The 17,749-nt window shown below is 67.2% G+C and carries 15 protein-coding genes; 8 read left to right on the forward strand and 7 right to left on the reverse strand.

Annotated elements, in window-relative coordinates:
- Positions 1-214 precede the first annotated feature (214 nt).
- The 7 genes from ACVOJ1_RS14010 to ACVOJ1_RS14040 all read left to right on the forward strand — a co-directional run bounded on the left by ACVOJ1_RS14010 (position 215) and on the right by ACVOJ1_RS14040 (position 10,231).
- The gene (locus ACVOJ1_RS14010) at positions 215-1,321 is read left to right on the forward strand and encodes an efflux RND transporter periplasmic adaptor subunit (RefSeq protein ID WP_346480555.1); all 1,107 of its coding nucleotides are present in this window, start codon (positions 215-217) and stop codon (positions 1,319-1,321) included.
- The gene (locus ACVOJ1_RS14015) at positions 1,318-4,443 is read left to right on the forward strand and encodes an efflux RND transporter permease subunit (RefSeq protein ID WP_053517085.1); all 3,126 of its coding nucleotides are present in this window, start codon (positions 1,318-1,320) and stop codon (positions 4,441-4,443) included. The genes ACVOJ1_RS14010 and ACVOJ1_RS14015 overlap by 4 nt, the downstream gene beginning before the upstream one ends.
- The gene (locus tag ACVOJ1_RS14020; protein WP_346480556.1) at positions 4,436-5,020 is read left to right on the forward strand and encodes a GNAT family N-acetyltransferase; all 585 of its coding nucleotides are present in this window, start codon (positions 4,436-4,438) and stop codon (positions 5,018-5,020) included. Before ACVOJ1_RS14015 ends, ACVOJ1_RS14020 begins: the two co-directional genes overlap by 8 nt.
- A 168-nt stretch (positions 5,021-5,188) precedes the next feature.
- Positions 5,189-6,697 carry an alanine/glycine:cation symporter family protein gene (locus tag ACVOJ1_RS14025; RefSeq protein WP_065175761.1) on the forward strand — a complete coding sequence of 503 codons (1,509 nt, stop codon included), beginning with the start codon at positions 5,189-5,191 and terminating at the stop codon, positions 6,695-6,697.
- Positions 6,698-7,534 (forward strand): TrmH family RNA methyltransferase, encoded by an 837-nt coding sequence (locus tag ACVOJ1_RS14030; protein WP_065175762.1) that lies wholly within the window; start codon positions 6,698-6,700, stop codon positions 7,532-7,534.
- A gap of 246 nt (positions 7,535-7,780) precedes the next feature.
- Positions 7,781-8,770 (forward strand): hypothetical protein, encoded by a 990-nt coding sequence (locus tag ACVOJ1_RS14035; protein ID WP_111186758.1) that lies wholly within the window; start codon positions 7,781-7,783, stop codon positions 8,768-8,770.
- A 9-nt stretch (positions 8,771-8,779) separates the two neighbouring features.
- Positions 8,780-10,231, forward strand: a complete 1,452-nt coding sequence (locus ACVOJ1_RS14040) for an alanine/glycine:cation symporter family protein (protein WP_346480557.1) — start codon at positions 8,780-8,782, stop codon at positions 10,229-10,231.
- A gap of 136 nt (positions 10,232-10,367) precedes the next feature.
- Here the strand turns inward: ACVOJ1_RS14040 and ACVOJ1_RS14045 are convergent, their stop codons facing one another.
- The 4 genes from ACVOJ1_RS14045 to ACVOJ1_RS14060 form a co-directional block, all read right to left on the reverse strand.
- A complete protein-coding gene (locus ACVOJ1_RS14045; protein ID WP_053517073.1) occupies positions 10,368-11,789 on the reverse strand; it encodes a M28 family peptidase in 1,422 nt (473 codons plus the stop codon).
- A 178-nt stretch (positions 11,790-11,967) separates the two neighbouring features.
- Positions 11,968-12,372, reverse strand: a complete 405-nt coding sequence (gene mscL, locus ACVOJ1_RS14050) for a large-conductance mechanosensitive channel protein MscL (RefSeq protein WP_053517072.1) — start codon at positions 12,370-12,372, stop codon at positions 11,968-11,970.
- Between the two features lie 52 nt (positions 12,373-12,424).
- The gene (locus tag ACVOJ1_RS14055; RefSeq protein ID WP_065181655.1) at positions 12,425-13,141 is read right to left on the reverse strand and encodes a fumarylacetoacetate hydrolase family protein; all 717 of its coding nucleotides are present in this window, start codon (positions 13,139-13,141) and stop codon (positions 12,425-12,427) included.
- Positions 13,142-13,219: 78 nt separating this feature from the next.
- Positions 13,220-13,501, reverse strand: coding sequence for a hypothetical protein (locus tag ACVOJ1_RS14060; protein WP_065181654.1), 282 nt, complete (start codon positions 13,499-13,501; stop codon positions 13,220-13,222).
- A 180-nt stretch (positions 13,502-13,681) separates the two neighbouring features.
- On the opposite strand from ACVOJ1_RS14060, the gene ACVOJ1_RS14065 reads away from it, so the two are divergent.
- Positions 13,682-14,017, forward strand: coding sequence for a Rieske (2Fe-2S) protein (locus ACVOJ1_RS14065; protein ID WP_053517065.1), 336 nt, complete (start codon positions 13,682-13,684; stop codon positions 14,015-14,017).
- Between the two features lie 293 nt (positions 14,018-14,310).
- Here ACVOJ1_RS14065 and ACVOJ1_RS14070 read toward each other — a convergent pair whose 3' ends face one another.
- The 3 genes from ACVOJ1_RS14070 to ACVOJ1_RS14080 are packed head-to-tail and all read right to left on the reverse strand — an operon-like array spanning position 14,311 to position 17,714.
- The gene (locus tag ACVOJ1_RS14070) at positions 14,311-16,158 is read right to left on the reverse strand and encodes an SLC13 family permease (RefSeq protein ID WP_053517063.1); all 1,848 of its coding nucleotides are present in this window, start codon (positions 16,156-16,158) and stop codon (positions 14,311-14,313) included.
- A gap of 27 nt (positions 16,159-16,185) precedes the next feature.
- Complete coding sequence (gene trmB, locus ACVOJ1_RS14075) at positions 16,186-16,920, reverse strand: tRNA (guanosine(46)-N7)-methyltransferase TrmB (protein ID WP_053517060.1); 735 nt, start codon at positions 16,918-16,920, stop codon at positions 16,186-16,188.
- Positions 16,920-17,714, reverse strand: coding sequence for a thiazole synthase (locus tag ACVOJ1_RS14080; RefSeq protein WP_053517058.1), 795 nt, complete (start codon positions 17,712-17,714; stop codon positions 16,920-16,922). Before ACVOJ1_RS14080 ends, trmB begins: the two co-directional genes overlap by 1 nt.
- Between the last annotated feature and the right edge of the window lie 35 nt (positions 17,715-17,749).

Below are 17,749 nucleotides of genomic sequence, written 5' to 3' on the forward strand. Positions count from 1 at the left end.
CCTCCGCCGGACCTGTCCGACTCTACGGCAGCCGCACGCCCAGCGGTCGCCCGGATACATCCCGACATACGCCGACACCGCCGCACAGACCCTTGCATGGAACGGGTTCAGGCCGCTATCGCGACGCCGGTTCCACGCCGGTAAACGCTTGGCATATACCGCCTTCGCGGGGGGATGCCTACACTCGGCGGCCGTGGATCAATCAGGACCGTTCATGTTGGCTCGTATCGCTTCGACCCTGGCCCTTGGCCTCAGCCTGGCCGTCCTGGCCGGGTGCGCAGGCAAACAGGAGGCCGCCGCGCGACGGCAGGGGGAAGCGGTGCCGGTCACCGCGCAGATCGTGCAGCCGACGCAATGGAACGACACCCTGCAGGCGCTGGGTACGGCCAAGGCGCGGGAGTCGATCAGCGTCACCGCCAAGGTCAGTGAGATCGTTGAGAAGGTGCACTTCGAAAGCGGCCAGCAGATCGCTGCGGGTGCGCCGATCGTGACTCTGCGTGGCCAGGCCCAGGAAGCGGCGCTGGTGCAGGCGCAGGCCACCTTCCACGAGGCCGACCAGCTGTACCGCCGGCAGCGCGAACTGGCCACGCAGCGGTTGGTGTCCAGCGCCACGCTGGATACGCAGAAGTCGATCCGCGATGCCGCCGAGGCCCGTGTCGCGCAGATGCAGGCCGACATCGGCGACCGTCGTGTGCGTGCGCCGTTCGCAGGTGTGCTGGGTATCCGCCAGGTCAGCCCTGGCACGCTGCTGACGCCGACCACGGTGATTGCCACCCTGGACGACATCGAGCGCATGCACGTCGATTTCCAGGTGCCCGAAGTGGAACTGGCCGCGCTTTCGGCGGGCGACAAGGTCAGCGCGACCAGCGTCGCGTGGCCGGGGCGCACGTTCGAAGGAGAGGTCACCACCATCGATGCACGTATCGACCCGGCCACCCGCGCGGTGACCGTGCGGGCCGACTTCGCCAACGCCGACCATGCGCTGCGCCCGGGCATGCTGCTCGATGTGCGCCTGTTCCGCCCCGAGCGCCCGGCGCTGGTGATCCCGGAGATAGCGGTGGTGCAGGTGGGCCGTGACAGTTTCGTGTACCGCATCGGCGCCGACGACACCGTCGAGCGCGTGGACGTGGTCACCGGCGCGCGCCGTGCCGGCGTGGTCGAGATCAAGCAGGGGCTGGCCGCCGGTCAGCGCATCGTGGTCGACGGCACCGGCAAGCTGCGCCCGGGTCTGAAGGTGGCCGCCCGTGATGCGGCGCCGGCCAGCGGTGCCAAGCCTGCCGATGCGCCTGCGCCGGTCGCGACCGAGGAACAGGGCGGATGAAGCTGTCCGACGTTTCCATCCAGCGGCCGGTGTTCGCCGTAGTGATGAGCCTGCTGCTGCTGGTGCTGGGCATCATGTCCTTCACCCGCCTCACGCTGCGCGAACTGCCGGCCATCGACCCGCCCATCGTGTCGGTGTCGGTTGACTACACCGGTGCCTCGGCGGCAGTCATCGAAAGCCGGATCACCCAGGTGCTGGAAGATGCGCTCGCCGGCATCGAAGGCATCGATACCATCAACGCGCGCAGCACCAACGGCCGCTCGCAGGTCAGCATCGAGTTCACCTCCAACCGCGATATCGAGGCCGCGGCCAATGACGTGCGCGATGCCGTCAGCCGGGTTGCCGACCGCATGCCGGAAGAGGCGCGCCCGCCGGAGATCGCCAAGGTCGAGAGCGATGCCGATCCGATCATCTGGTTCAACATGGTCTCCTCGACCATGGATACGCTGGAGCTGAGCGACTACGCCGACCGCTATGTGGTCGACCGCTTTTCCAGCCTCGATGGCGTCGCCCAGGTCCGTATCGGTGGTCGCCAGCGCTATGCGATGCGCATCTGGCTGGACCGCGATCAGCTGGCCGCGCGTGGACTGACCACCGGTGATGTGGAAACCGCGCTGCGCAACGAGAACGTGGAACTGCCCGCCGGGCGCATCGAATCCACCGACCGCGATTTCACCCTGCGCGTGGAACGCAATTACATCAAGCCCGAAGACTTCGCGACCATCCCGCTGGGCAAGGGCAGCGACGGTTACGTCGTGCGCATGGGCGACGTGGCGAAGATCGAGCTGGCGTCGGCCGAGCGCCGCGCCTATTACCGCAGCAATGGCGAGCCGGGCATCGGCCTGGGCATCGTCAAGACCTCCACCGCGAACTCGCTGGACGTCGCGCGCACCGCGCGCGCCGAAGCCGAGCGGGTCGCGTTGACGCTGCCCAAGGGCACGCAGATCTTCGTTGCCTTCGACAACACCACCTTCATCGAAGCGGCCGTCGATCGCGTCTATGCCACATTGGTGGAGGCGATGATCCTCGTGCTGGCGGTGATCTGGCTGTTCCTCGGCAGCTTCCGCGCAGCGCTGATTCCGGCCGTGACGGTACCGGTGTGCCTGGTGGCCGCATTCATCGCACTGTACGCGTTCGATTTCTCGATCAACCTGCTGACATTGCTGGCGTTGGTGCTGTGCATCGGCCTGGTGGTCGACGATGCGATCGTGGTGGTGGAAAACGTGCAGCGCCGGATCGATCTGGGTGAGCCGCCGCTGGTGGCGTCCAAGCGCGGTACCGCGCAGGTGGCCTTCGCGGTGATCGCGACCACCGCGGTGCTGGTGGCGGTGTTCCTGCCGGTCGGTTTCCTCGAGGGCAACACCGGACGCCTGTTCCGCGAGCTGGCGGTGGCGCTGGCCGCGGCCGTGGCGCTGTCCGCGTTCGTGGCGTTGACGCTGACACCGATGATGGCCTCCAAACTGCTCAAGCCGCATACCGGACAGGCGCCGCGTGGCCTGCATGGCTTCGTCAACCGCAACCTGGAGCGGCTGGCCGGCGCCTATGGCCGCATCCTGCAGCGCCACGTCGATCGCACCTGGATCTACCTGCTGGTGATGGCGGCGGCATTGGCTGCCAGCTGGCTGCTGATCAAGGTGCTGCCCTCGGAACTGGCGCCAGCCGAAGACCGTGGCTCGTTCCAGATCATGATCGACGGCCCGGAAGGCGCAGGCTACGACTACACCGTGCAGCAGGTGCAGCAGGTCGAAGCGATGCTGGCGCCCCACGTCGGAGCGGACAAGCCGATCGTGCGCGCCAACCCGCGCGTGCCCGGTGGCTGGGGCGCAAGCGAGGAAATGCACACCGGCCGGGTGAGCATCTTCCTGCAGCCGTGGCGCCAGCGCAGCGAAGGCACCCCGGAGGTCGCCAATGAGCTGCAGAAGGAGCTGGACACCATCCAGGGCGTGCGCGTGCGCACGCAGGTCGGCGGTGGCCTGGTCCGCAGCGGCGGCCAGCCCTTCCAGATCGTGCTGGGAGGCCCGGAGTACGCCGAGATCGCGCAGTGGCGCGACCGCATCCTGCTGCGCATGGCCGACAATCCCGGCCTGGTCGGCCCCGACTCGGACTACAAGGAAACCCGCCCGCAGATGCGGGTGAACATCGACCGCCAGCGCGCGGCCGACCTGGGCGTGCCGGTCACCGCAATCGGCTCGGCGCTGGAAACGATGATGGGCTCGCGTCGCGTCACCACCTTCGTCGACAACGGCGAAGAGTACGACGTGCTGGTCCAGGCGGGCCGCGACGGACGCGCCACGCCGGCCGATCTGGCCGCGATCCGCGTGCGTGCCACCTCCGGTGAGCTGGTGCCCTTGTCGAACCTGGTCACCCTGAGCGAGGTTGCCGAGGCAGGCACCTTGAACCGCTTCAACCGCCTGCGCTCGATCACCATCAGCGCAGGCCTTGCGCCGGGCTACCCGTTGGGCGAGGCCATTGCCTGGGCACAGAACGTCGCGCGCGAGGAGCTGCCGCAGTACGCGCAGGTGAACTGGAAGGGCGAGTCGCGCGAGTACCAGAGCGCGGGCGGTGCGGTCCTGCTGACCTTCGCCATGGCCCTGCTGGTGGTGTACCTGGTGCTGGCCGCACAGTTCGAGAGCTTCATCCATCCGCTGACGATCATGCTGACGGTACCGCTGGGCGTGCTCGGCGCGCTGGTCGGCCTGTGGTTGAGCGGGGGCACAGTGAACCTGTTCAGCCAGATCGGCATCGTGATGCTGGTCGGCCTGGCGGCGAAGAACGGCATCCTGATCGTCGAGTTCGCCAACCAGCTGCGTGACGACGGCCGCAGCGTGCGCGAGGCCATCATCGAATCATCGATGGTGCGCCTGCGTCCGATCCTGATGACGTCCATCGCCACCGTGGTCGGCGCGATTCCGCTGGTGGTGGCCGGTGGACCGGGTTCGGCGAGCCGTGGCACGATCGGTATCGTGATCATCTTCGGCGTCACCCTGTCCACCTTCCTGTCGCTGTTCGTGGTGCCGGCGTTCTACGCACGTCTGGCCCCGTACACGCGCTCGCCGGAAGCAGTGAAGCGCGAGCTGGAAAAGCAGGAAGCAGCGTCGCCCTCGGTGGGCGGGCATGCCTGACCGTCGCGCCGACGGGGGCGGATCCCTTTCCCTGCAGGAAAGGGCCCCGACCCCAGTGCTGCGCGGCGACGGTTTCCAGCTGCGTCCATGGCGCGGCGGCGACCTCGAATCGCTGCTGCGTCATGCCAACGATGCCGAGGTGTCACGCGGCCTGCGCGATCGCTTCCCCTGTCCCTACACACGTGGGGACGGTGAGGCGTTCCTTGCCGGTCGCGTGTTGACCCCGGGCACCCTGGCACTGGCCATCGAGATCGACGGCCAGGCCTGCGGCAGCATCGGTGCCCAGCCGGGCGTGGCCGAGCGTGGGCATACCGCCGAGCTGGGCTACTGGCTTGGCCGGGCGTACTGGGGGCGGGGCATCATGACCCGCGTGGTGGGCGTCTTCGCGCCGTGGGTGATGGACGAACTGCGCCTGTTCAGGCTTCAGGCCACCGTGGTGGACTTCAATCTGGGCTCGGCCCGGGTGCTGGAAAAGAACGGTTTCCAGGAAGAGGGCGTGGAGCGCTGCGCCATCTACAAGCGCGGCACCCTACATGACCTGCGCCGGTTCGCGCGGGTGCGCACCGAGCTGCCCTGAACGGCGCCGGGCATGGCCCGGCGCTACCCGCGGCGGAACCGGTAGCGCCCGGGCATGCCCGGCGGTTGGCATCCGGCGCGATCGCAGCGACCTTCGATCTGGGAGTTACGACCGGTCCCTGCCCGCCGACGGGGCGTCCAGTCAACCCGCCGGCGGGGGCGAGCGCGCGTGGAAGCTACCGTACATTTCGTCAACAGCATCATCTGGAGCAAGGCACTGATCTTCGTGTGCCTGGCGGCCGGCCTTTATTTCAGCGTCCGCACCCGCTTCATGCAGATCCGCGGCTTCGTGGAAATGTGCCGCCTCACCGTCAAGGGCGAAAAGTCCGACGCCGGCGTTTCTTCGTTCCAGGCGCTGGCCATGTCCATGGCCGGGCGCATGGGTATCGGCAACATCGCCGGCGTGGCCACGGCCATCGCCTTCGGTGGCCCCGGTGCGATCTTCTGGATGTGGGTGATGGGCTTCCTCGGTGCATCCACCTCGTATGTGGAATGCACCCTGGCGCAGATCTACAAGACCAAGGATGCCGAAGGCCGCTACCGTGGCGGCCCGGCGTACTACATTGAAAAGGCGATGGGCCTGAAGTGGTATGCCATGGCCTTCGCCATCGCCACGATCATCGCCGCCGGCTTCCTGATGCCGGGCGTGCAGGCCAATGCCATCGCCGACAGCATCATCAATGCCTGCCGTGGCGGTGCGCTGTGCGGGCCGCTGGATGGCCAGGCCTTCGGCATGGAATCGGTTGCCGCGCTCAAGCTCGGCATCGGCATCGTGGTCGCGCTGCTGCTGGGCGTGGTGATCTTCGGCGGCGTCAAGCGCATCGCCACCTTCGCCGAGATCGTGGTGCCGTTCATGGCGGCGGCCTTCATCCTGATGGCCATCGTCATCATGATCCTCAATGCCGACCAGGTGCCGGAGATGTTCGGCATCATCTTCAACAGCGCGTTCGGCACCCATGCGGCGTTCGGCGCGATGATGGGCCTGGCGATCGAATGGGGCGTCAAGCGCGGCATCTACGCCAACGAAGCGGGACAGGGCTCCGGCCCGCACGCGGCAGCGGCGTCGGAAGTCTCGCATCCGGCCAAGCAGGGCTACGTGCAGGCGTTCGCGATCTACTTCGACACCATGATGGTGTGTACCGCCACCGCGTTCCTGATTCTGGCCAGCGGCACCTACAACGTGTACTCGCCGGTGGAAGGCGCGGCTCCGGTGTTCCAGGGCCTGGCCGGCATTCCGGAAGGGGCGGGCTATGCGCAGGCCGGCGTTGAAGCCGTGCTGCCGGGCTGGGGCGCGTCGTTCGTCTCGCTGGCGATCTTCTTCTTCGCCTTCACCACCATCATGGCGTACTACTACATGGCCGAGACCAACCTCAGCTATGTGAACCACAACAAGCACCGTCCGCTGACCGTGTTGTGTCTGCGCCTGGGCATCATCGCCATGGTGGTGTTCGGTGCGTTCCACAACGCGACCCTGGCCTGGGGCCTGGGTGACATCGGCGTGGGCCTGATGGCCTGGCTGAACATCATCGCCATCTTCATCATCCAGAAGCCCGCCATGCTGGCGCTGCGCGATTACGAACGACAGAAGAAGCTGGGCCTGGATCCGACGTTCGATCCCGATGCACTGGGCATCCGGAACGCCGATTTCTGGCGCCAGCGCAAGCAGGAGAACGTGTAAGTGAACAACCCCTGGAACAACCGCCGCCCGTCCGCTCGTCCGCCGCGCGCCACACCGTTGCCGCGCACGGACCTGCCGGCAACGGGCGGCGGTGGACGCGGAGGCAGCGATGAGCTGCGCCTGTACGGCCTGAATGCCGTGCTGGCCGCGTTCGCAGCGCGGCCGCAGGCACTGCGCAAGCTGTATCTGCTGGAGGCCCGGATTCCGCGCCTGCAGCCGCTGTTGAAGTGGTGCGTGGCCAACCGCGTGGGTTACCGCGTGGTCGAGGAGGGCGATCTGAACAAGCTGGCCGGCACCACCCACCACGAAGGCGTGGTGGCCGACGTGCTGCGTGCGCCGACCGTGCCGCTGGCGCAGTGGCTGCAGCAGATCGGTGAAGGCCCGTCACTGGCGCTGTGGCTGGATGGCGTAGGCAATCCGCACAACCTCGGCGCGATCCTGCGTTCGGCGGCGCACTTCGGCGCGAAGGCGCTGCTGTTGCCGGCCGGCAGCACGCTGGCGCTGTCCGGTGCGGCTGCCCGCGTGGCCGAAGGCGGTGCCGAAGCAGTGCCGCTGGTGCAGCTGCCTGCGACCCCGCAGGCGATGGCCCAGCTGCGCGATGCTGGCTTCGGTCTGGCGGCCACACTCGTCGATGGGGGTGACGATGTATTCCGCACGTCGCTGCCGGCGCGTCTGGTCTACGTCATGGGCGCCGAAGGCGAGGGGATGGACCGCGACCTGGCCGGTGAATGTGACCTGCAGGTCTCCATTCCCGGCAGTGGCGCGGTGGAGAGCCTAAATGTGGCCTCGGCCACCGCAGTGCTGCTGGCGCAGTGGGCGAGCCGTCGCGACGGCTGACGGACAGGTCGCCGCCATCGGCTGCCAGGACCCGGCCCCCGTGGCCGGGTTTCTTTTGCGCGATGTGCCGGCGGGACCACCGCGGACGTCGTGCAGCGTCAAGGCAGCTTAAGGCGGATAACGTCGTCTTGCGTTGCGTACAGCCTGATTTTTCCGATCAAGCATGCTTTTGAAACTTGCCTCATTGTTGCGCCCTCTTGCTCGACGCAGGTTGGAGTTCCATTCCTGTCAGGCAAGGTGTTCCACATGCATGGTCGTCATCGTTGCGCCCTCGGCGCGCTCCTCTCGCTGTCAAGCCTGCTTGCGTCGGTCGATGTGTATGCCGGCGCACGCAGTCTGGAAGGCGTCAATTTCACGGGTCCGCTGATCACCCCGAATCCGGCCGGCATGCCGAAGGGGCACGGCTACATCGAACCCTATCTGGTACGTGTCGACAGCCGCGATCACTTCGATGACCGTGGCCAGCGCCAGCGCAGCGGTGAACGTAGTGGCGGCTGGACGGTGGTGGTGCCCATCGCCTATGGATTGGGTGAGCGGATCACCGGCCAGGTCAACCTGAGCGCGTCGCGCGCCGAATCCGGTGCCGCCCACAGCCGGGGTTTCCGCGCGGGTGACACCACTGCGCGCCTGCAGTATCTGCTGCAGGCGGCCAATGCGGATGGCACCCGGCCCGCGGTTTCAGTAGCGCTCGTGCAGCGCTTCAGCACGGGCAGCCATGACCGCATCACCGGCAATCCGCTCGACGCGCAGGGTGACGGCGTGCAGCGTACCGTTGCCGCGCTGGGCGTGCAGCAGGTGGTGTGGCTGGGCAACGAGCGGCCACTGCGCTGGCGTGCCCAGCTCAGTGCGGGTCCGGCGCCTTCCCGCACGGCCCTCACCGGTGCCAGCGTGTACGGTACCGCCGCGGGCTTCCAGGGCCACATCGCGCGCGGTTCGGTACTGGGCCTGTCGATCGGCGCCGAATACAGCGTCAACCCCCGCTGGGTGGCGGTGATGGAAGTGGCGGCCAGCCGCGAGACCCGGCAACGCCTCAGCGGCTTCGCTCCCGGCGCGGACGGCGCCATCGCGCGCGTCGACGAATGGCGCCCGGCCAGCCGTACGCTGACTTTCGCCCCTGCGTTGCAGTACCACTTCAGTCCCTCGCTTGGCCTGATCGCCGGCGTGGAGGTCACGGTGGCCGGCCGCAATGCCGCCCGCCTCATCAGCCCCCAGGTCGCCCTGGGCATGTCCTTCTGAGGGGGCGCGATGAACGTCGAATCGATCGTCAATGCCCTTCTCGGCGTGGTGTGGAGCCCTTACCTGGTGGTGCTGTGCCTGCTCGCCGGCCTGTACTTCAGCGTGCGCACCCGCTTCATCCAGCTCCGCGCGCTGCCTGACATGCTGCGCCTGGTGTTCCGCCATGAGCGGTCCGATGCAGGGGTCTCCCCGTTCCAGGCGTTGTCCCTGTCGCTGTCCAGCCGGGTGGGCGTTGGCAATATCGCCGGTGTGGCGATGGCCATCGCCTTCGGTGGTCCCGGTGCGATCCTGTGGATGTGGGTTGTCGCGTTCCTGGGTGCATCCAGCGCCTTCATCGAATCGACGCTGGCGCAGATCTACAAGGATCGCGACGCCGGTGGCCAGTATCGGGGTGGCCCGGCCTATTACATCGAGAAGGGACTGGGGCAGCGCTGGTATGCGGTGCTGTTTGCACTGGTCGCCGTGCTGGCTGGCGCGATGCTGGCGGGCACGCAGTCCAATGCGATCACCAGCGCGGTGAATGAAGCCTGGGACGTACCGGTCGTGTTCACCACCGGCGTACTGCTGGTGGCGCTGGGTGCCATCCTTGTCGGCGGTGTACGCCGCATCGCCGGTGTCGCCCAGTGGCTGGTACCGCTGATGGCCATCGCCTATCTGCTGGTGGCCGCGATGGTAATGGTGCTCAACGCGGACAAAGTGCCGGAGGTCGCAGCGCTGGTGCTGCGCAGTGCCTTCGGCATGGATGCAGCGTTCGGCGCCATGATCGGCACGGCGATCCAGTGGGGCGTGCGCCGCGGCGTGCTGTCCAACGAAGCCGGCATGGGCAGTGGTGCGCACCCGGCGGCCGCAGCGGAGGTCTCCCATCCGGTCCAGCAGGGCCTGGTGCAGTCGTTCTCGGTCTATATCGACACGATGGTGGTGTGCAGTGCGACCGCCTTCCTCATTCTGTCGACCGGCCTGTACAACGTCTACGACCCGGCGGTGAACGGCATTCCGGATGATGCGCGTCTGCTGCTGGGCAATCTGCCGGGCGTCGAGGCCGGACCGCGTTTCGTGCAGCACGCGGTGGAATCGGCATTGCCGGGCTTCGGCCGTTCATTCGTGGCGTTGGCCATCCTGCCCTTTGCGTTCACCACCATCCTGGCGCTGTACTACATGGCCGAGACCAACATCAGTTACCTGTGCCGGGACCGCCCGATGCCGTGGGTGATGGGCGGGTTCCAGCTGCTGTTCCTGCTGGCCACCGGCTACTCGGCGCTGAACAGTGCCACGGTCGCCTGGTCGCTGGGGGATATCGGCGTGGGCCTGATGAGCTGGTTGAACATCCTCGCCATCCTGCTGCTGCAGAAGCCGGCGCTGGCCGCGCTGCGCGATTACGAGCACCACCGTCGCTTGGGGACGGATCCCCTGTTCGATCCGCACCGGCTTGGTGTTCGCAACACCTGCGCGTGGGAACGGTAACTCTCCGGGCAGATGGGGCGACCCAGCCTGGTGGGTGCGATCCCCTCTGGTGATGCGATCCCCTCTGGTGGGTGCGGACCTCGGTCCGCACCTCCTTTCCCGCAGCACCCACCGGGCATCGCCCGGCGTGGCCCCCTCACTCGTTCGGCGGTGTGGTCGCTTTGGCTTCACTGCCGAAGTTGCCGTCGGCCTCTGCGGCCAGATAGGCAAATACGGTGTATGCCGCCACATTCTGCGCCAGCGCCTTCGGGTCGATCTTGTCCAGCGTGTCGTCGGCGGTGTGGTGCAGGTGGAAGTAGTCCGAACCATCCTGTGCCAGCCACGCCCAGGCGCCACCCTTGGCCGCCAGCGGGCCGATATCCGGCCCCGGGCCGCCCTTGTCGGCTGCGTACTCGATGCCCAGCGGCTTCATCACCTCGGCGATCTGCCGGGTCGCTTCGCGCGAGCCTTCCGGGTTTGGCGAGCCGGTATTGAACGCATAGATGCGGCCGGCACCGAAATCGCTCTCGGCAGCCAGCTGGTGCAGCGCCACGTCCTTTGCATGTGCTTCGGCGTAAGCCTTGCCGCCGTACAGCCCCTGCTCTTCGTTGGCGAACGCGATCACCCGGATCGTGCGCTTGGGGGCCTGCTTGAGCTGGCCGATCAGATGCCCCGCGGCCATGGTGATGCCGACACCTGCGCCGTCATCGACGGCACCGGTGCCCAGATCCCACGAATCCAGATGGCCACCGATCACCACGACTTCCTTGGGCAGGGTGCGGCCAGTGATCTCGCCGATCACGTTGTAGGAGGTCGCCGTACCGTCCCAGCCGCAGTCCAGCGCGACTTTCACCGTAGTGCTGCCACGTGCCAGCAGACGTGCCAGCTGGTCGGCATCGGGCACCGACAGGGCCGCGGACGGTACCGGGGTCAGGCCGTCATCGAATCGGGTGATGCCGGTGTGCGGCACGCGGTGCGAATCGGTGCCGGCCGAGCGCATCAGGAAACCGACGGCGCCCTTGCGGATCGCCTCGGACGGTCCCTTGCTGCGGATCGCGCCACCACGGCCGTAGTCGCGGCCATCGCGGAACGGCAGCATCTGGTAATCGACGAAGGCGATCTTGCCCTTCAATGAACCGGCGGGCGCAGCCTGCAGCGCGGCCAGGTCGGCGAAGCGCACGACCTCTGCTTCAACGGTACCGCCCGGGCTGCCACCCAGTGCGGTGATCTGCAGCGGCTGCGGGTTCCTGCCGGTCACGGCGGCGTGTTCGCTGCGGCGCTCCCACTTCGGGAAGGTCACCGGTTCTTTCCAGACCTTGTCGAAACCCAGGGCCTTGAACTTGGCTTCGGCCCAGGCGACCGCACGCGCGTCGGCTTCGCTGCCGGCGATGCGTGGACCGATTTCGGTGGTCAGCGACTCGACCACCTTCCAGCCGGTGTCATCGGCCAGGGCCTGATCGCGCAGCTGCGCGGCCGTGGCCAGCGACGCCGGGGGCAGGGTGGTGGCGCGCGGTGCCGCGAAGGCCGGGGCGGCCAGCAGGGCAAGGGAGGATGCGATGGCAAGGACGCGGCGACGCATGGACAACTCCGGGAAGGGACCAAGCCTTGGAGCTTAACAGTCGTTCAGACGCGCGCATGGGCGGGAGGTCATGTCCGGAGCGAACGCTGTTTTCCGCCACGTCCGGCAAAGCGAAAGCCCCGCCGGAGCGGGGCTTTCACATGCGGCGGCCTCGCCGGGTACGGGCCGGCGCTACGCCTTATTTCTTCAGGCTGTCGCGGATCTCGCGCAGCAGCACCACTTCCTCGGCCGGGGCGGCGGGAGCGGCTTCCTTCTTGCGCGACAGACGGTTGATGACCTTGATCACCAGGAAAATGGCGAACGCAACGATCACGAACTGGATCAGGGTGTTGATGAAATCACCGTAGCCGATCACCACCGCCGGAATCTCCTTGCCGTCCGGCCCGATGCGTGCCGGCGACAGCGTCCACGCCAGCTGCGAGAAGTCCACCTTGCCGATCAGCAGGCCCAGCGGCGGCATGATGATCTTCTCGACCAGTGCAGTGACGATCTTGCCGAAGGCGGCGCCGATCACCACGCCGACGGCGAGGTCGATGACGTTGCCGCGCATCGCGAATTCCTTGAATTCGGTGAGCACTCCCATGTGTTTTCTCCTGTGGGGGATGTGGACAGCGCGCAGAGTAGCGCAGGTGGTGTCAGCCGGCGATCACGCCGTGACGCTCGGCCACGTTTTCCAGGCGCGCGCTGAAACGGTCGCCCGGCTTCAGTGCGGCCACTCCGGACGGCGTGCCCATGAACACCAGGTCACCGGCGCGCAGCTGCCACAGCTTGGACAGCTCGTGCAGGATTTCCGGCACGTTCCAGATCATCTGGTCCAGCAGGGCCTGCTGGCGCACTTCGCCGTTGACTTCCAGCGACAGGTTCAGCGCCGCCAGATCGCCCACTTCGCCGGCATGCACGATCTCGCTGATCGGTGCAGAGGCATCAAAGCCCTTGGCGGCATCCCAGGGATGGCCCTTCTCCTTGGCGGCCGCCTGCAGATCGCGGCGGGTCAGGTCCAGGCCGACGGCATAGCCGTACACCAGCGCTTCGGCATCGGCCACGGGAAGCTCGCCGGCCGGGGCATCACGGCCGATCGCCACCACCAGCTCCACTTCGTGATGCAGGTTGGCCGTCGCGGGCGGATAGGGGATGGCATCGTCATGGCCGACCACCAGCGCATCGGCAGGCTTGCTGAAGAACATCGGCCGGCCGCGGTCATCGGCCGCCGGCACCGCGGCTCCCATTTCGCGCGCATGGTCGGCAAAGTTGCGACCCACGCAGTAGACGCGGTGCACGGGGAAGCTGCCACCGCCCACCACCGGAACACGCGGCGTGGCAGGTGCAGGGATCACATCGGAAACGTCGGACATGCGGGCATCCAGGAAGGGAATGCCCGCAGTCTAGAACGCATGGCGCCCGCCGTCAGCGGGCACGCCGGCCGGCAGGGCTCAGCGCGAGGCCGGCAGCACCGGCTTGCGCACCACCCGGTACTCGCCCTCGACCACGGTCGGGTCGACCGGTCGGGCTGCACCCGCCTTGCGCGAGGCCAGCAGCTTCCACGCCAGGCCGACCAGGATCATCGCCGCACCGACGAACACGCCGATGAACACCATCGCGGCCAGGATCGCCAGGCCGAGCAGGCCCACGGCAACGCGCACCAGCGGGTGACGCGGCTTGCGCGGCGCGAACAGGGTGCGGAACTGGTTGAAGGCGGAATCGCGATTGAACATGGCGGCTCGATAGGCTGGGAAATCAGCGAAACCAGAGTATCGGGAGCCCGCACTGTCATTGAGTGAAAAACTCGTTAAATATAGCCTGTGCTTATTACGAATCAATGACTTGTGTTCATCCTGCAGCCAGTCACCTGAGCAGGCGTGCGACAATGCTTCTTTACTGTCCGAGCCTTCGCCATGACTGCCGCTGTTGCCCTGATCGCCCTTGATGCCATTGCCGATGGTGCGTTTGCCGAGGTCGAAGCAGTGGTCGAGGGCGATGCCGAGTCGTTGCTGCTGTATCGCGACGGCGCACAGGTGCGCGCCTTCCTGAACATCTGCCCGCATGCCGGCCGTCGCCTGGACTGGGCGCCGGGGCAGTTCCTGAAGAGCCGCGAGGGGCATCTGGTCTGCGCCGCCCACGGCGCCTCGTTCGCGTTGGACAGCGGTGACTGCATCGCCGGCCCCTGCAAGGGCGACCGCCTGCGCGCGGTGCCGGTGGACGTGCGTGATGGGCAGGTCTACCTGGCCTGAGGCCGGCTAGGGGGCGGCTCCGTTTTCCGTAGGAGAACGGCTCTGACCCACCAAGCCAGGAGCAGTCGAGCATGGCTCGACTCTGCAAAGGCATCCACGCATGGCGTGGATCTACCGTGTCGACCAAGGTCGACACCTACCAAAGCGGTGCACGACGCCGTTCTGGCAGATCGCAGAAATCTGTCGGACCCACCCCGCCATCCCACGAAATGCACGCTTTTGCCGTTGAGGTTGCCGGCCAGCGGCCGGCACTACTGGGGTGCAGGGCGCAGCCCTGCCGATGAACCCGACCCTCAGAACATCAGGTTGATCATCAGCACCACCACACAGGTGTAGATCAGCGACAACGGTCCGCCGACCCGCCACATCTCGCGCGGGGTGTAGTTGGCCGGGCCGGTGATCATCGAGATGACCGGATTGGACGCCGTCATCAGATTGTTGGAGGCCGACAGCGCCACGATCAGTGCGAACGCGGTGGGGTTGCCACCCGCCGCCAGCGCCAGATTCACCGCGATGGGCACCATCACGATGGTTGCGCCGACATGGCTGATCACCAGCGAGAACACCGTTGTCAGCAGCGCCAGGGCCAGCTCCAGCACCCACACCGGTATGCCGGTGGGGAGCTTGTCGATGGTATGGCCGGCGACCCAGGCCGCCGCGCCGCTGGAGTCCATCGCCCAGCCGAGCGGGATCAGTCCGGCCATCATGAACACGGTTTTCCAGTTGATCGAGGCATAGGCCTCGTCCATCCGCAGCACGCCCGTCAGCAACATGCCGGCCACGCCGGTCATCAGGGTCAGCGCTACCGGAAGCTTGCTGGTCAGCGCGATCAGGATCGTCAGCGCGAAGATCGCCATGGCGATCTTGAACTTGTGCGGGCGCTGTTCGCCGGTCGGGTAGTCGGTGACCACCACGAAGTCACGGCTCTTGGCGGCCTGCGCCAGGTCGGTCCAGATGCTGTGGAAGACCAGCATGTCGCCAGCGCGCAGCTGCACGTCGCGCACGTCCTCGCGGATCACCTGTTTGTCGCGGTTGATCGCCAGCAGGCTGATGCCGCGCTCCTTGCGCAGGCGCAGGTCGGCCGCACTCTTGCCGATCACGTTCGAGGTCGGCGGCACCACCGCCTCGGAAATGCCCGCGCGGCTGGGATTGAACAGGTCGCCCAGGTGCTTCAGCCGCGAGGACATGCGCAGGAACTGGTTCTGGGCGAAATCGCCGATCTGCTCGCGCGGACCCATCGCGCCCAGCACACTGCCCACCCAGATGCGCATTTCCGCCGGTGGCGCCAGCCGCGTATCGTTGCCGGTCTTCAGCGCCAGCAGCAGCGGCGCGTCATGCAGGCTCTCGGCCTCGCCCAGGGTCATGCCGACCAGCGGGCTTTCGGCGGTGACCACCAGTTCGAACACATCGCCTTCGATGCCGTAGGTCTTGGCGAAGTAGCTCTCGGTACGGGCCGGGGTGACCCCATCGTTGACCAGGGTCTCTTCCTCGATCAGCTTGCGATCGCCGTAATAGCGGAAGTACAGCAGCGAGGCGATCAGCAGCGCCACGCCGATCGGCAGCGGCGCGAACATGCGCAGCGGCTCGATGCTGGCCAGGCCGGAGGGCAGGTTGTTGTTGGCCGAGGCCAGCAGGTCGTTCAGCAGGATCAGCGGCGAGTTGCCGACCATGGTCAGCGCACCGCCCATCACGATCGCCGCCGAGATCGGCAGCAGCAGCCGCTGCATGGTCAGCCCGGTGCGTGCCGCCAACCGCGAGGCGACCGGCAGGTACAGCGCCATCACCGACGGGTTCTGCATGAAGGACGAGTTCAGGCCAGCGATGGCCGTGGTCATCATCAGCAGGCGCTGCTCGATGCCATGTCCGCGTCGCAGCAGCCAGGCCGCGAGCCGGTTCAGTGCGCCGGTGCGGTCAAGGCCCGCACCGAGGATGGTGGTGGCGATGATGCTCATCACCGCGTTGCCGGAGAAGCCGCCGAAGATTTCCTCCGGGGCGATCAGGCCGGTCACACCCAGTACCACCAGCACCACCAGCGCGACGACGTCGGCGCGGATCCGCTCGAACAGGAACATCGCCATCGTGAAGCCGACCAGCCCGAGTACGAGCTTCATGTCGTTGGTCAGCGTCAGCGCGGTATCCATGTGGGGCGCGGCGTCCTCGGGCGATCGTCAGGTGCGGTCGTACAACAGGTCCCAGACGCCATGGCCGAGCTTCTGGCCGCGGGTCTCGAAGTGGGTCTGCGGCCGCCATTCCGGGCGCGGCACGCTGCCCCGTGGACCGGCCCGGTTGACCAGGCCGGCGGTCGCATCGAGCACGTCCCACATCTGTTCGGCGTAGTCTTCCCAGTCGGTGGCGCAGTGCAGGCGGCCGCCCGCACGCAGCTTGCGCACCAGCAGCTCTGCGAAGGCCGGCTGCAGCAGTCGGCGCTTGTTGTGGCGCTTCTTGTGCCACGGGTCCGGGAAGTAGATGCGCACTTCATCGAGCGCGCCATCGGCGATCTCGTTCTGCAGTACTTCCACCGCGTCATGGTGGTACAGGCGCACGTGGTCGGCGTTGTCGTCGGCCAGGGCGTTCAGCAGGCGGCCGACACCGGGCGCGTGCACTTCGATGCCGATGTAGTCGCGCGACGGGTCATGCTGGGCAGCAAAGCGCAGTGCAGCGCCGTTGCCGAAGCCGATCTCCAGCACCTTGTGCGCCGGGCGACCGAAGGTGGCGTCCAGGTCGCGCGGCTGGCCGCTGTAATCCAGGCCGAAGCGCGGCCAGCGTTCGTCGAACGCGCGCTGCTGGGCAGGCGTGAAGCGGCCCTGGCGCAGCACGAAACTGCGCACCTCGCGGCGCCCCTCGCTGACGGTGAACGGCTTGGGCGGGGCCTTGGACCCAGCGCTGTCGAAAGGATTGGTCATCAGCCGATCAACCCATCCACCGGCGACGACGCGCTGGCGTAGCGCTTGCGCGGGATGCGCCCGGCCAGGAACGCCTCACGGCCGGCTTCGACCGCCTTGCGCATCGCGCTGGCCATCAGCACCGGGCTGCGCGCGCCGGCAATGGCCGTGTTCATGAGCACGCCATCGCAGCCCAGCTCCATCGCGATCGCCGCATCCGATGCCGTACCGACGCCGGCATCGACGATGATCGGCACCCGGGCGTCTTCGATGATCTGCAGCAGGTTGTACTTGTTCTGGATGCCCAGGCCCGAACCGATCGGCGCGGCCAGCGGCATCACCGCAGCGCAGCCGATCTCTTCCAGGCGCTTGGCCAGGATCGGGTCGTCGGAGGTGTAGACCATGACCTCGAAGCCATCCTTGACCAGCTGTTCGGCGGCCTTGAGGGTCTGCATCACGTCCGGGTACAGGGTCTTCTGGTCGCCCAGCACTTCCAGCTTGGTCAGGTTGTGGCCGTCCAGCAGTTCACGGGCCAGGCGGCACGTGCGCACCGCGTCTTCGGCGGTGTAGCAGCCGGCGGTGTTGGGCAGGATGGTGAAGCGCTCCGGCGGCAGCACGTCCAGCAGGTTCGGCTCGCCGGGGTTCTGCCCGATGTTGGTGCGGCGGATGGCCACGGTGACGATCTGGGCGCCAGCGGCCTCGGTGGCCAGGCGGGTTTCTTCCAGATCCTTGAACTTGCCGGTGCCGGTGAGCAGCCGCGAGCCGTAGGTCTTGCCGGCGATCACCAGCGAATCGGGGGAGACATGAACGTTCATGGCGCGATTATCGCTTATCCGCCTGAAGATGGGGT

Source organism: Stenotrophomonas sp. STEN225, assembly GCF_056756445.1.